Origin of the sequence: Acidovorax sp. SUPP3334 (genome assembly GCF_030159055.1) — a bacterium.
Classification (GTDB): Bacteria; Pseudomonadota; Gammaproteobacteria; order Burkholderiales; family Burkholderiaceae_C; genus Paracidovorax.
Map to the genome: position 1 here is coordinate 64,517 of NZ_BQXQ01000008.1, position 12,451 is coordinate 76,967.

General features: G+C 66.4%; 15 protein-coding genes and 1 pseudogene. 3 read left to right on the forward strand and 13 right to left on the reverse strand.

Features of this window, described 5'->3' with window-relative positions; translation table 11 throughout:
• Positions 1–5: 5 nt before the first annotated feature.
• From cyoE to AVHM3334_RS06220, 4 genes are read right to left on the reverse strand one after another with little or no spacing between them, the layout of a single operon-like run.
• Positions 6–917: a heme o synthase gene (gene cyoE / locus AVHM3334_RS06205; RefSeq protein ID WP_284410587.1), complete on the reverse strand. Its 912-nt coding sequence runs from the start codon at positions 915–917 to the stop codon at positions 6–8.
• Positions 914–2,113, reverse strand: coding sequence for a COX15/CtaA family protein (locus tag AVHM3334_RS06210; RefSeq protein ID WP_284410589.1), 1,200 nt, complete (start codon positions 2,111–2,113; stop codon positions 914–916). Before AVHM3334_RS06210 ends, cyoE begins: the two co-directional genes overlap by 4 nt.
• Positions 2,113–2,865, reverse strand: coding sequence for a redox-active disulfide-containing membrane protein (locus AVHM3334_RS06215; protein ID WP_284410590.1), 753 nt, complete (start codon positions 2,863–2,865; stop codon positions 2,113–2,115). Before AVHM3334_RS06215 ends, AVHM3334_RS06210 begins: the two co-directional genes overlap by 1 nt.
• On the reverse strand, positions 2,807–3,577 hold the full coding sequence (locus AVHM3334_RS06220; protein WP_284410592.1) for an SURF1 family protein: 771 nt from the start codon (positions 3,575–3,577) through the stop codon (positions 2,807–2,809). Before AVHM3334_RS06220 ends, AVHM3334_RS06215 begins: the two co-directional genes overlap by 59 nt.
• Before the next feature lie 6 nt (positions 3,578–3,583).
• Here AVHM3334_RS06220 and AVHM3334_RS06225 point away from each other — a divergent pair, with 6 nt between their 5' ends.
• Positions 3,584–3,814: a twin transmembrane helix small protein gene (locus AVHM3334_RS06225; RefSeq protein ID WP_284410594.1), complete on the forward strand. Its 231-nt coding sequence runs from the start codon at positions 3,584–3,586 to the stop codon at positions 3,812–3,814.
• 112 nt (positions 3,815–3,926) lie between these two features.
• On the opposite strand, the gene AVHM3334_RS06230 is transcribed toward AVHM3334_RS06225, so the two are convergent.
• The 7 genes from AVHM3334_RS06230 to AVHM3334_RS06260 all read right to left on the reverse strand — a co-directional run bounded on the left by AVHM3334_RS06230 (position 3,927) and on the right by AVHM3334_RS06260 (position 10,067).
• Positions 3,927–4,808: a cytochrome c oxidase subunit 3 gene (locus tag AVHM3334_RS06230; protein ID WP_284410596.1), complete on the reverse strand. Its 882-nt coding sequence runs from the start codon at positions 4,806–4,808 to the stop codon at positions 3,927–3,929.
• Positions 4,809–4,868: 60 nt separating this feature from the next.
• Complete coding sequence (locus AVHM3334_RS06235) at positions 4,869–5,087, reverse strand: DUF2970 domain-containing protein (RefSeq protein WP_284410597.1); 219 nt, start codon at positions 5,085–5,087, stop codon at positions 4,869–4,871.
• Positions 5,084–5,704, reverse strand: coding sequence for a cytochrome c oxidase assembly protein (locus AVHM3334_RS06240; RefSeq protein WP_502869870.1), 621 nt, complete (start codon positions 5,702–5,704; stop codon positions 5,084–5,086). Before AVHM3334_RS06240 ends, AVHM3334_RS06235 begins: the two co-directional genes overlap by 4 nt.
• A gap of 21 nt (positions 5,705–5,725) precedes the next feature.
• Positions 5,726–5,836: a cytochrome oxidase small assembly protein gene (locus AVHM3334_RS06245; protein WP_284410601.1), complete on the reverse strand. Its 111-nt coding sequence runs from the start codon at positions 5,834–5,836 to the stop codon at positions 5,726–5,728.
• Positions 5,837–5,849: 13 nt separating this feature from the next.
• On the reverse strand, positions 5,850–7,490 hold the full coding sequence (ctaD, locus tag AVHM3334_RS06250) for a cytochrome c oxidase subunit I (RefSeq protein ID WP_284410603.1): 1,641 nt from the start codon (positions 7,488–7,490) through the stop codon (positions 5,850–5,852).
• 33 nt (positions 7,491–7,523) lie between these two features.
• On the reverse strand, positions 7,524–8,693 hold the full coding sequence (gene coxB / locus AVHM3334_RS06255) for a cytochrome c oxidase subunit II (protein WP_284410605.1): 1,170 nt from the start codon (positions 8,691–8,693) through the stop codon (positions 7,524–7,526).
• A 468-nt stretch (positions 8,694–9,161) separates the two neighbouring features.
• The gene (locus tag AVHM3334_RS06260; RefSeq protein ID WP_284410608.1) at positions 9,162–10,067 is read right to left on the reverse strand and encodes a biotin synthase; all 906 of its coding nucleotides are present in this window, start codon (positions 10,065–10,067) and stop codon (positions 9,162–9,164) included.
• A 37-nt stretch (positions 10,068–10,104) separates the two neighbouring features.
• Between AVHM3334_RS06260 and AVHM3334_RS06265 the strand changes: the two genes are divergently transcribed.
• A complete protein-coding gene (locus AVHM3334_RS06265) occupies positions 10,105–10,827 on the forward strand; it encodes a ComF family protein (RefSeq protein WP_284410610.1) in 723 nt (240 codons plus the stop codon).
• A gap of 78 nt (positions 10,828–10,905) precedes the next feature.
• Complete coding sequence (gene trmL, locus AVHM3334_RS06270) at positions 10,906–11,367, forward strand: tRNA (uridine(34)/cytosine(34)/5-carboxymethylaminomethyluridine(34)-2'-O)-methyltransferase TrmL (protein ID WP_284410611.1); 462 nt, start codon at positions 10,906–10,908, stop codon at positions 11,365–11,367.
• A 35-nt stretch (positions 11,368–11,402) separates the two neighbouring features.
• Here the strand turns inward: trmL and AVHM3334_RS06275 are convergent, their stop codons facing one another.
• Complete coding sequence (locus AVHM3334_RS06275; RefSeq protein WP_349816612.1) at positions 11,403–12,053, reverse strand: substrate binding domain-containing protein; 651 nt, start codon at positions 12,051–12,053, stop codon at positions 11,403–11,405.
• Positions 12,054–12,225: 172 nt separating this feature from the next.
• Positions 12,226–12,354 (reverse strand): annotated as a pseudogene (locus AVHM3334_RS23870) (helix-turn-helix domain-containing protein); the annotation flags it as partial.
• Between the last annotated feature and the right edge of the window lie 97 nt (positions 12,355–12,451).

Here is a 12,451-nt window from a genome sequence, read left to right on the forward strand (position 1 = left end):
GGCGATCACAGCACATAGTGGTCCACCAGCAGCGCGGCGAAAAGCAGGCTCAGGTGGATGAGGGAAAAGCGGAAGGTCCGGCGGGCGAGCGCGTCCGAATAGTTGCGCCACAACCGGAATCCGTAGGCGCAAAAGCCAGCGCTCAGCACCACCGCAGCCGCCAGGTAGATCCACGAACTCATGCCGTACACGAAGGGCATGAGGCACCCTGCGAACAGGATCAGCGTGTACAGAAAGACTTGCAGCCGCGTGAATTCATTGCCGTGCGTGACGGGCAGCATGGGCAGGCCCGACTTGCGGTAGTCCTCCACGCGGTAGAGCGCCAGGGCCCAGAAGTGCGGTGGCGTCCACAGGAAGATGATGAGGAAAAGAATGAGCGCTTCCGGCGCCACATCGCCCGTCATCGACGACCAGCCGAGCACCGGCGGCATGGCGCCCGAAGCCCCGCCGATCACGATGTTCTGCGGCGTGAGCGGCTTGAGGATCACCGTGTACACCACCGCATAGCCGACGAAGGTGGCGAAGGTCAGCCACATGGTGAGCGGGTTCACCCACAGGTAGAGCACCACCGAGCCGGCCGCGCACAGCAGCGCCGAGAACAGCAGGGTCTGCGTGTTGGACAACTCGCCCTTGGCGGTGGGGCGCCAGGCGGTGCGCTTCATCTTGGCGTCGATGCCCTGCTCCACGATGCAGTTGAACGCAGCGGCCGCCCCCGCGACGAGCCAGATGCCGGCGCAGGCGACCGCCATGTGCGCCCACTGCACGCCGCTGGGCATGCCGGGCACGGCCAGCACCATGCCGATGAATGCGCAGAACACGATGAGCTGGACCACGCGCGGCTTGGTCAGGGCATAGAACTGCGCCATGCGGGACGGCGTCGAATAGTGGGGGGCAGCGGGGGCGGGGGCAGCGCTCATGCGGAGATTCTCGTTGCGCCTCGGGGCGCGGTTGTCTTGGCACCGGCTGCGGCAGGGTGCACGGCACCCAGGGAACGGCTCGCGGCAAGCGCCCAGGTCAGCACCAGCACCAGCGCCGCCGCGCCGCCGGTGTGCAGCACGGCAGCGACCAGCGGCCAGTCCAGCACCACGTTGGAGAGCCCGGTGGCGAACTGCATCAATGCCAATCCGGCCAGCCACCGCGCCTGGGCAGGCAACTGCCCGGCGCGGTGCAGGCGCCAGGCCAGCAGCCCGAGCGCCAGCAGCACCGCATACGCGGCCAGCCGGTGGGCATAGTGAATGGCCGTCAGGCCGGCGAAAGTGATGTGGGTGCCATCTTGCAGCAGGCCCAGCGGCCGCCAGACCTGAAAGCCCTGGCCGAACGCCATGTCAGGCCACCAACTGCCCTGGCAGGTGGGGAAAGTGGTGCACGCGAGCACCGCATAGTTCGTGCTCACCCATCCGCCCAGCACGATCTGCACGGCCAGCAGCACGGTCGTCGCCACCAGCAGGCCGCGCAGGCCACGGCTCAACGGCACGGGCTGCAGGCCGCGTGCGGCGCGGGTCTCGCGCACGGCCTGTACGCAAAGCAGTGCCAGCAGCACCAGCCCGCCGATCAAGTGCAGCGTGACGATGGCGGGAAACAGCTTCATGGTCACCGTGAGCGCACCGAACGCGCCCTGCAGGCAGACCCACACCAGGGTGACGGTGGGCCACCAGGGGCTCATGGCAGGCGCAGGGCCCTGGTGCCGGGCAGCGCGAAACCGCTGCCACCAGGCACCGACCGTCAGCGCAATGATGAGCATGCCCACGCCGCTGGCCAGGTAGCGATGGATCATCTCCACCCAGGCCTTGCCGTGCGTGACCGGGCCGGTCGGCATGGCCTGTTGGGCGGCGGAGATTTCGGCGTGCGCGCCCAGCGGGCTCGCGTTGCCGTAGCAGCCCGGCCAATCGGGGCAGCCCAGGCCCGAATCGGTGAGCCGCGTGAAGGCGCCGAACAGCACCAGGTCGAAGGTGAGGAACAACGTCAGCACCGTGAGCGCCTGGAGGCGCCGCACGCGCGAGCTGCCGCGGTTGCGCAGCCACACCCACGCCAGGGGCCCGAGCGCGATCACCGCCCCCAGCAGCACCATGCGGGCGAGCGGAGCCAGGTCGTACAGCGGCTGGGCGTCCGGCATCACGGCGTTCCCGACGAGCGGCCGGGCTGGTCCCACGAGGCCGAGGCGCGCATCAGCCGCTCCAGGTCGCGCTTGGCCTTGGCCGCACCGGCCGCGTCCAGGCTGGCGGGGAAACGCATCATCCAGTGGCCCATGGGATCGACCACGTAAAGGTGGTCGCTGATCGCATGGCCCGCCGCTGGCGCGAGCCACCCGGCGAGCGCCTGCGCGTCCACGCGCAGCACCTGGGCTTTCTGCAGGCCCGGCTGGATTTCGGGGGGCGGTGCGGTGGCGTCGGTGACGAGCCAGACCCAGTCGAGGCGATCCTTGTCCTTGCCCAGGCTCTCGCGCAATTGGCGCTGCAGGTACAGGTGGTTCTGGCAGGGTGCGGCACAGGCGCCGGGAGCAACGCTCACCAGCAGCCACTGGCCCTGCAACTGGTCGAGCCGGCCGGTGGTGCCATCGAGGCCCGTCGCCGCCAGGCCGGCTGGCATGGCGCGCTGCGGATCGATGAGCTCGCCGAAATTGCGGCGCCCTTCGGGCCGCAGCACGTAGTAAGTGAAGTACGAGGCGATCACGGGGGCCGCGCACACCAAAAACACGGCCAGCATCTTCCAGCGCCCCTGGCGGGACTGCTGCACGGCCGCCATCGCGCCGCCCGCCGCAGGCAGGCTGTGCACCGTGAGGCCCAGCGGATGGGCGCCATCGGGCGCGTCAGGCGGCTGGCTGGCGGCGTGGGCGAAGGAAGCGTCGGATGAGTTGGAACCAGACATAGAGAATTGCCACCAGGCCGCAAAGCCCGAACCATTGGAAGGCGTAGCCGTAGTGTTTTTCGACCCCGGCGTCGATCACGGGCCAATCGCGCAGCAGCCCGTCGCCCGCGGCACCGGTCTGCAGCACCGTGAGCGGCGCCAGTGCCAGACGGGTCTCGCCGCGATAGGCCGCGAGGTCCAGATTTTGCCGGATGCGGGAAGACCCCTCGGCGCTGCCGGTGGGGCCGATTTCGTAGAGCCGCGAAGGCGGTGCCGCGATGCGTCCCGGCACTTCGACTTCGCCGGCTGGCGTGGCGATTTCGGGCAGCTGTGTCCGGTCCTGGAAATTGCGCGGCACCCAGCCGCGCTGCACCAGCACGGCGGTGCTGCTGCCCTGCAACTGCAGGGGCGTGAGCACGAAAAAGCCGGGCCGGCCTTGCATCTGCCGGTTGTCCAGGAACACGGTGTGCTCGGGCAGCCATCGGCCGCGCAGTACCACGCGGCGGTGCACCAGCGGATCGTCCGCCCCGGTGCCTGGGGGCAGCGCCGCCAGGGTGGCGCCCTCCAGCGGCGGCCGTGCGGCGCGCTCGTCGATCGCGGCTTGCAAGGCTTCCTTCTGGGCGGCGCGGGAAAGCTGCCAGCGCCCGAGCGACGCCGTCGCCGCCATCGCCAGGATCGCCGCCAGGCTGACCAGCCAGAATCGCCAGCCCAGTGGGCTTCTTGCCAATGTCACGGGATAATGCGCTCCATGAAATACGTGGTGGTGCTGGCCTTCCTGGCCATTCTGGCGAGCCTCGGATCTGCGCTGTTCTTCATGATGCGCAACGGCCGCAACGACAAGGCCCGCAGCGGCCACATGGCCCGCGCGCTCGCCGTTCGCGTGGGGCTGTCGATTCTGCTCTTCCTCTGCCTGCTGGCGGCGTGGAAGCTGGGATACATCCAACCCACAGGGCTGCCGGTCACCCGCTGAACGGTCAGCGGCGCCAGGCCATTCAAGCTTCGGGCTGGCGCCGCCCGCAGCCCGGCGCCACTATGAAAAAAGCGCCCCGCGGCGCTTTTTTCGTCAGCGGTTTCGAAGCCGCTCAGAGCCAATACACCAGCACGTACAGGCCCAGCCACACCACGTCCACGAAGTGCCAGTACCAGGCGGCGCCTTCGAAGCCGAAATGCTTTTCCGGGGTGAAGTGGCCCTTTTGCAGCCGCAGCGTGATGAACAGCAGCATCAGCATGCCGATGAACACGTGGAAACCGTGAAATCCCGTCAGCATGAAGAAGGTGGAGCCGAAGACGCCGGAGCTGAGCTTGAGGTTCAGTTCCGTGTACAGGTGGTAGTACTCGTAGCCCTGAACGCACAGGAACACGATGCCCAGCAGCACGGTGGCCCACATGAAGGCGATGGTCTTGCCGCGGTGGTTTTCACGCAGCGCGTGGTGCGCAATGGTCAATGTGACACCGGAGGTGAGCAGCAGCGCCGTGTTGATCGTCGGCAGCCAGAACGGGCCGACCGTCTGGAAGGGCTCCACGATGCCGGCGGGCGATGCGGTCATGCCGGCCGCCATGCTCGGCCACACGGCCTTGAAATCGGGCCACAGCAGTGCGTTGTCGAGGCTTCCGAGCGCAGGCACCGAGTGCGAACGCGCCCACCACAGGGCGGTGAAGAAGGCACCGAAGAACATCACTTCCGAGAAGATGAACCAGCTCATGCTCCAGCGGTACGAGAGGTCGATCTTGTGGCCGTACAGGCCGCCTTCGCTCTCGCGAACGGCGTCGCGGAACCACTGGTACAGCACGAAAAGCCACCACACCATGCCCAGGGCCAGCGAATACTTGCCCCAATCGTGCCCGTTGACCCACTGGCCTGCGCCGAGGATCACGAAGAACAGTCCAGCCGCCGCCATCACCGGATGGCGCGATTCGGCGGGCACGTAGTAATACGGGGTGGTGCCGGGGGTAGATGCACTCATGTCAGCTCCTGAATCTCAAATCGTTGTTATCCGTGTATCCGTCTCGTCTGCGGCCGTCCGTCAGACGACCCAGTTGACCAGCGCGATCAGCCCGACCACCAGCAGCAGCGCCGCGGCCAGGCCGACCACGATGATGTGGATGGGGTTCAGCCGCTCGATGTCCTGCTGGTATTCCGAGCCCTTGCGCAAACCGATGAACGACCACGCCACCGCGCGCACCGTGCGCAGCAGCGAGCCTTTGCGGCGCGCGGGCGATGCACCGGGATCGCGCGCGCTCATGATCCGGCCCCTTGCAGCGCGCTTGCGGGCAACGCGGCGGTCGGTCCCGTGGGCGCAGGCGGCGTTTTGCCGCCCACTTCGAAGAAGGTATAGGACAGGGTGATCGTGGTCACGTCCTTGGACAGCCGGGGGTCGATCACGAACGCCACGGGCCACTGCTTTTTCTCTCCGGGCTCCAGCGTGTACTGGTTGAAGCAGAAGCACTCCAGCTTGTTGAAGTGCGCTGCCGCCTGCCGCGGCGCGTAGCTGGGAATCGCCTGCGCGGCCATGCGGCGGTTCTGAATGTTCTGGAACTCGTACATCACCGTGGCCAGCTCGCCCGGATGCACTTGAATGGAGCGCTGCGCGGGCTTGAAGTCCCACGGGCCGCGCGCATTCGCATCGAACTCCACCGTGATCGTGCGGCTCCTGTCCACCTGCGTGTTCGCGGGCACCTTCACGTCGCGGCCGGCCACGCCGTTGCCGGGCACCTGCCGCTCGGCCAGCGAGAGGATGTTGATGCCCGTCATCTCGCAGATGTGCTTGTAGATGGGAATGAGCACATAGCCGAAGGCGAACATGCCGATCGAAATCACGGCCAGCTTGCCCACCATCTTGGCGTTTTCAGTGCGCAGCATGCCCATGGCGTTCTCGGTCCTTCAGCGGGCCAGCCAGGCCATCTTCACCAGGAAGCCGACGAAAAAGGCGATGGCCACCGATGCCAGGATCAGCGCCATGCGCAGGTTGGCCTTCTTTTGCTCGGGGGTCATCGAATGGTCCTTCTCAACCGATCACGCGGGTGGCCGACGCATCCAGCTTCGGCGGCGTTTCGTAGGTGTGGAAAGGCGCGGGCGATGGCACTTCCCACTCCAGGCCCTCGGCCCCTTCCCAAGGCCGCTGCGGCGCCACTTCGCCCTTGCCGCGCATTGCAGGCACCACGACGAACAGGAAGAAGTACACCTGCATCAGGCCGAAGCCGAATGCGCCGATGGAGGCCAGCATGTTGAAGTCGGCGAACTGCATGGGGTAGTCGGCGTAGCGGCGCGGCATGCCCGCCAGGCCCAGGAAGTGCATCGGGAAGAACGTCACGTTGAACGTGATGAGCGAACCCCAGAAATGGATGCGACCGCGGGTTTCGCTGTACATCACGCCGGTCCACTTGGGCGCCCAGTAGTAGTAGGCGGCGAACATGGAGAACAGCGAGCCGGCCACCAGCACGTAGTGGAAGTGGGCCACCACGTAATAGGTGTCCTGCAGCTGGATGTCGATGGGGGCCATCGACAGGATCAGGCCGGTGAAGCCGCCCATGGTGAACACGAAGATGAAGCCCACGGCGAAAAGCATCGGGGTTTCGAACGTCATGGAGCCGCGCCACATGGTGGCGATCCAGTTGAAGATCTTCACGGCCGTGGGCACCGAGATCAGCATGGTGGCGTACATGAAGAAAAGCTGCCCGGTCACCGGCATGCCGGTCGTGAACATGTGGTGGGCCCACACGATGAACGACAGGATGGCGATGGACGAGGTGGCATACACCATGGAGGCGTAGCCGAAGAGCCGCTTGCGCGAGAACGCCGGCACGATCTGGCTGATGATGCCGAAGGCCGGCAAGATCATGATGTACACCTCGGGGTGGCCGAAGAACCAGAAGATGTGCTGGTACATCACCGGGTCGCCGCCGCCAGCGGGGTTGAAGAAGCTGGTGCCGAAGTGGCGGTCGGTCAGCGTCATGGTGATGGCGCCGGCCAGCACGGGCATCACGGCGATCAGCAGGTAGGCGGTGATGAGCCAGGTCCACGCGAACATGGGCATCTTCATCAGCGTCATGCCGGGCGCGCGCATGTTCAGGATGGTCACGATGATGTTGATCGAGCCCATGATGGACGAAGCCCCCAGGATGTGCATCGCGAAGATGCCTGCATCCATCGACGGCCCCATCTGCAAGGTAAGCGGTGCATACAGCGTCCAGCCGGCTGCCGGCGCGCCGCCGGGCATCAGGAACGACGTGACCAGCATGATGGCCGCAGGGATCATCAGCCAGAAGCTGAAGTTGTTCATGCGCGCGAACGCCATGTCGGAGGCGCCGATCTGCAGCGGAATCATCCAGTTCGCAAAGCCCACGAACGCCGGCATGATGGCGCCGAACACCATGATCAGGCCGTGCATGGTGGTGAGCTGGTTGAAGAGCTCGGGGTTCACCAGTTGCAGGCCGGGCTTGAACAGCTCGGCACGGATCAGCAGCGCCAGGATGCCGCCCACCATCAGCATGGTGAACGAGAACAGCAGGTACAGCGTGCCGATGTCCTTGTGGTTGGTGGCGAACACCCAGCGACGCCAGCCCGTGGGGCCGTGGTGGTGGTGTTCACCGTGGCTGTCGTGTGCGTGGCCGCCCGCGTGACCGTGGTTGTCGAGAACTGCGCTCATCTTGGATTCCTCAATGCGTTGGGGCGTGGGTGGCTATTTGCCACGCTGGGCCAGGATCTCGGACGGCTGCACGATCTGCCCCGTCTTGTTGGACCAAGCATTCTTGGTGTAGCTCACCACCGCGGCCAGGTCGGTGTCGCTCAACTGCGCCCACGAAGGCATGGCGCCGTTGGCCGCCCCCTTGAGCACGGTATGGATCTGCTGGGTGTGGTCGTCGCTCTTCACGATGGCCGACCCGTCCAGCGGCTTGATGGGGCCCGCGCCCTTTCCGTTGGCCTGATGGCAGGCCGCGCAGTTGGCGGCATACACCTTCTCGCCGCGCGGCAGGATGTCCTGCAGCGTCCAGACCTTGTTCGGGTCGTCCGCCTTCGCGGCCGCCTTCTTCTTCTCGCCCGCCACCCACTGGGTGTAGTCGGCGGCAGACACGACCTTCACGTGGATGGGCATGTAGGCGTGCTCCTTGCCGCACAGCTCGGCGCACTGGCCGTAGTAGTCGCCCACCTTGTCGGCACGGAACCACGTGTCGCGCACAAAGCCGGGAATGGCGTCCTGCTTGATGCCGAAGGCCGGCACCATGAACGAGTGGATGACGTCATTGGCGGTGGTGATCACCCGCACCTTCTTGCCGACCGGCACGACCAGGGGGTTGTCCACCTTGAGCAGGTAGTCGGCGGGCGCGTTGGCCACGTTGCCGCTGTCGGACATCCGGCGGTGGCTGCTGTCCAGAGTGGCGATGTAAGCCAGGCCCTGGCCTTCGCCGGTGATGTAGTCGTAGCCCCACTTCCACTGGTAGCCGGTGACCTTGATGGTCAGGTCGGCGTTGGTGGTGTCCTTCTGCGCGACCAGCACCTTGGTGGCGGGCAGCGCCATGAGGATCACGATGATGAAGGGAACGATGGTCCAGATGACTTCGACCGTCACGGATTCATGGAAATTGGCCGGCTTGGCGCCGCGCGATTTGCGGTGCTTCCAGATCGAATAGAACATCACCGCGAACACGGCGATGAAGATCACCGTGCAGATGATGAGCATCATCCAGTGCAGGAACTGCTGCTCCTCGGCAATGCGGGTGACCGGAGGCGCCAGATTCAGTTGGTTGACGGCCGGGCCACCGGGAAGATCCTGCACGGCCTGGGCTGCGGTGCCCACCCATGCACCCGCCATCAGCAGCAAAGAAGCCAGCTTGTTGGAAATGCTCTTCATAGTTCTCACTTCTAAGCCTCAATTAACCAATCCCTGGGCGCCCCCGCGTGGGGTCGGGCGGCGCACAAAGCCATGCGAATTCCAACATCCAGACCGTGCCCGGGCTCCGGCGCAATGCCCCAGCCCTTTGCTCGCCTGGGTTCCACATGAACCCGGTTTCATCGAATACGAAGCACCGCCGGTGCTTCGCTTTTTGTCTCCTGACCCCAAGGCGTACGCGGGTTGGCGCGTGCCTTGCACCGTGCAGCATGCCGTTCCCGAGGTCCGATTGCAAGGCCCACGGAGGCATTGCAGGCACAGCCCCGTACAAACCATGAGGCGGCCTGTAGGCTCTGCCGCAACAGGCGATCTCTCAAAAGGGGCCGCGTGGATCGCGCCGCGCGTCCGAAGTTCCGGATCTGCAACCGCAAAGAATTGTAGCGTGCCGTTGACGGGGGTCAGGGACGGCCCCACCCCGGGAAAACACCCTCAAGCCCCAGGCTTTTTAGCCCCCTGAAGCATGGCGCGCATATCCTGCAGAGACACGGCGCTGCTCTCGCTCACGCGCAAACGCGGCGCTGGCTTGAAGGCATGCCCATAGACGATCTCGAACGTCAGCGCCAACTGGCCGCCCTGCCGGGGATCGGACAGCCGGTCGGCCAGCGCCTGTTCGAGCCTTTCGCGCCAGCGCCGCCCGCGCAGCGCCGGGAAGCGGGCGGGATGCAGATTGCAGCCCAGTTCGCGCAACTCCTGCAGCAACCGCGCGGGGGTGGCGAATGTCAGGGTGATGTGTTCCATGTCCATCACCGGCTCGGCGAACCCTGCCTGCACCAGCATGTCGCCCCAGTCGTGCATGTCGGTCATCGCATGGCCGGCAGGCGGCCAGCCCAGCTCGGCATACAGCGCATGCAACTCGCGCACGGTGTCAGGGCCCAGGCAGGAGAACATGAGGTAGCCGTCCACGGCAAGCGCCCGGTGCCACTGGCCGATCAGGCGCTGCGGGTCCGCAGCCATGTGCAGGGCCATGTTGGCCCACACCAGGTTGACGCCACCGTCCGCCGGCACGCCGAAGCGCGGGGCCCGGCCGCCCCAGCGCGAGGGGCTCCACCAGGGCGATGCCAGTGCCTGCTCGGCCACGGGCTGCAGCCGCGCGGCGGTTTCCACGACCTGGCACTGGGCTTGCGGGTAGCGCTGGCGCACCAGCGCATGGCCCTGAAGGCCGCCCCGCACCGGGTCCCAGTCGCACCATGCGGCCGGCGCCTGCCGGATCCACTGCAGCCGCTCATCCATGCGCCGGGCGACCTCCTCGTGCAGCCAGGGAGACAGGGCCGGAGCCGCTTCGTGCCAGCGCGCTGCGGCGGCTGGGTCGATGGTGGGGGGAAGGTGCTCTGGCATGGGAGGAAAGAAGGGTCGCGGCGAGTATATTGAGTCGATGCTCCATAGGCACCTTGCAGGGATATCGCACTGGATCGGCACGGCACTGAGCGCCGTGCCCAGCCAGTGCGCCGTCTGCCATGCCTGGCCGGCACGGCGCATCTGCGAAGCCTGTGCCACGCGGTTCGCACAGCCCCAGCCACGCTGCCAGACCTGCGCCCTCCCCGTTTCAGCCGGCATCGCGCGCTGCGGCCAATGCCTTCTGGACCCGCCACCGCTGGATGCGTGCGTGGCCGCAGTGGGATATGGCTATCCGTGGGCGCAAGCGCTGGCCGATTTCAAGTTCCGGGCGGACCCCGGCTGGGCGCCGCCTCTGGCCACGCTGCTGCGCAGCACGCCCTGGGTCGAGCCCGCCATCGAAGCGGCGGACTACCTTGTTTCCGTGCCGCTGTCGCGAGAACGCCTGCAGACGCGCGGCTTCAACCAGGCCGCTCTGCTGGCCCGCGCTCTGTCGCCGGCCAAGGCGGATGGGGCCACCTTGCTGCGCACCCGTGCCACCGAAGCCCAGAGCAGCCTGCCCCGCAAGGACCGCCTGCGCAACCTGCGCGGGGCGTTCGCGCTGGAGCCGGCACGCTCCGCCCGGGTGGCCGGCCGCCGGATCGTTCTGGTGGATGACGTGATGACCACCGGCGCCACGCTGCATGCCGCCGCCCGTGTGCTGCGGGAAGCAGGTGCCGCGCACATCACGGCGTTGGTCGTTGCCCGCACCGATGCCCATTGATCGCCGGATCGCTGCCGCCGATACTTTTATTTACGAGCTTTTCCGCCGCTCCCAGCGGGGATGCCGACAATAGCCGCCATGTTTCATATCGTTCTTGTCGAACCCGAGATCCCGCCCAACACCGGCAACGTGATCCGCCTGGCGGCCAACACCGCGTGCCGGCTGCACCTGATCGAGCCATTGGGTTTTTCCATGGAAGACCGCCTGATGAAGCGGGCGGGACTCGACTACCACGAGTACGCCGAGGTGCAGCGCCATGCGGGCTGGACCGCTTTCCTGCGCGATGCCGAGCCCGATGCGACCCGCATGTTCGCGATGACCACGCACGCCACGCTCACGGTGTATGAGACCAGCTTCAAGGCAGGCGACTGGCTGGTGTTCGGCGCCGAGACGCGCGGCCTGCCACCCGAACTGCGGGAATCGTTTCCGCCAGCGCAGCAGCTTCGCCTGCCGATGGTTCCAGGCCAGCGCAGCCTGAATCTGTCCAATGCCGTGGCCGTCACGGTGTATGAAGCCTGGCGGCAAAACAGCTTTCTTTGACGCGTTGCGCCAGCCCGCCAGTCAGGCGTGATGCGTCAAGCGGCGGGTGTCTGGGCCATCGGGCACGGAGCCTGCAACGCCTCTTCGACCGACTGCTTGGTGTGCGCGCTCATGAAGTCCAGAAACGCACGGGTGCGCGCAGGCATGAACTTGCGGCGGGGAAATGCCGCGTACAGCGTGAACCGGCCGGCAGTCCAGGGCGCCAGCACCCGCACAAGCTGCCCGTTGCGCAGGTAGGGCGCAGCCAGATCGACGGGCAGCGAAGTCAGGCCCGCACCATCGAGCGCCGCCCGCAGCAGGGTGTCGATGTGGTTGGCCACGCAGACCGGCTGCACTTCGATGTCCATCGCCCGTTGCGCCTGCCGGGGATCGAAGAGCCGCATCACCCCTGACTTGGTGTCGCTGCGGCGCCGCAGCAGGCACTGGTGCAGGGCAAGGTCTTCAGGCGACTGCGGCATGCCGTGGCGCTGCAGATAGGCGGGCGAGGCGCAGACCACGCTGTCGGAGCGAACGATCGGCCGGGTGATCACATTGGCACCCAGCACGGCATCGTCGCTGAGCAAGGTGATGTCGAAGCTGCCGACGGGCGGCTCCATCGACGAGTCCACATGGATGTCCAGCGTCACGCGCGGATACGCCCGGTGAAACCCCTCCACCAGCGGTGCGAGGATGTGCACCGCCAGCATCGGGGGATGCGTGCAATCGCAGCACGCCTGCGATCTCGGACGTGTGGGCCTGCGCGGCCGCAAAGGCCTCCTTCACGTCGGCGAGGATGGTGCGCACCCGCGCCAGATAGGCCTCGCCCGCATCGGTGAGCGACACCCGGCGGGTGGTGCGCTGCAGCAGCCGGGCACCGATGTGGCTCTCCAGGTCGGCGATCAGCCGCGTGACGGCCGCCGCAGACAGATCCATGGCGCGCGCGGCTGCCGCAAAGCCGCCCTCGTCCACCACGGACTGGAACACGCGCATCGTCAGCAATCTATCCATTTCAGGAATGACGGCATTTCAAGGGCCGCGATTATTTCGATTTCGTTAATTATTCATTGCCCAGAGTGCTGTTTTTCAAAGGGTTAACCCTGCGTAC

Bases quoted from the DNA above. Each gene is read 5' to 3' on its own strand.
- AVHM3334_RS06240 (WP_502869870.1), bottom strand. From the start codon at position 5,704: ATGCTGCGCACTGAAAACGCCAAGATGGTGGGCAAGCTGGCCGTGATT.
- AVHM3334_RS06230 (WP_284410596.1), bottom strand. From the start codon at position 4,808: ATGAGTGCATCTACCCCCGGCACCACCCCGTATTACTACGTGCCCGCC.
- AVHM3334_RS06225 (WP_284410594.1), top strand. From the start codon at position 3,584: ATGCGCTCCATGAAATACGTGGTGGTGCTGGCCTTCCTGGCCATTCTG.
- AVHM3334_RS06260 (WP_284410608.1), bottom strand. From the start codon at position 10,067: ATGCCAGAGCACCTTCCCCCCACCATCGACCCAGCCGCCGCAGCGCGC.
- AVHM3334_RS06245 (WP_284410601.1), bottom strand. From the start codon at position 5,836: ATGACCCCCGAGCAAAAGAAGGCCAACCTGCGCATGGCGCTGATCCTG.
- AVHM3334_RS06235 (WP_284410597.1), bottom strand. From the start codon at position 5,087: ATGAGCGCGCGCGATCCCGGTGCATCGCCCGCGCGCCGCAAAGGCTCG.
- ctaD (WP_284410603.1), bottom strand. From the start codon at position 7,490: ATGAGCGCAGTTCTCGACAACCACGGTCACGCGGGCGGCCACGCACAC.
- cyoE (WP_284410587.1), bottom strand. From the start codon at position 917: ATGAGCGCTGCCCCCGCCCCCGCTGCCCCCCACTATTCGACGCCGTCC.
- AVHM3334_RS06275 (WP_349816612.1), bottom strand. From the start codon at position 12,053: ATGCTGGCGGTGCACATCCTCGCACCGCTGGTGGAGGGGTTTCACCGG.
- coxB (WP_284410605.1), bottom strand. From the start codon at position 8,693: ATGAAGAGCATTTCCAACAAGCTGGCTTCTTTGCTGCTGATGGCGGGT.
- trmL (WP_284410611.1), top strand. From the start codon at position 10,906: ATGTTTCATATCGTTCTTGTCGAACCCGAGATCCCGCCCAACACCGGC.
- AVHM3334_RS06215 (WP_284410590.1), bottom strand. From the start codon at position 2,865: ATGTCTGGTTCCAACTCATCCGACGCTTCCTTCGCCCACGCCGCCAGC.
- AVHM3334_RS06265 (WP_284410610.1), top strand. From the start codon at position 10,105: ATGCTCCATAGGCACCTTGCAGGGATATCGCACTGGATCGGCACGGCA.
- AVHM3334_RS06210 (WP_284410589.1), bottom strand. From the start codon at position 2,113: ATGCCGGACGCCCAGCCGCTGTACGACCTGGCTCCGCTCGCCCGCATG.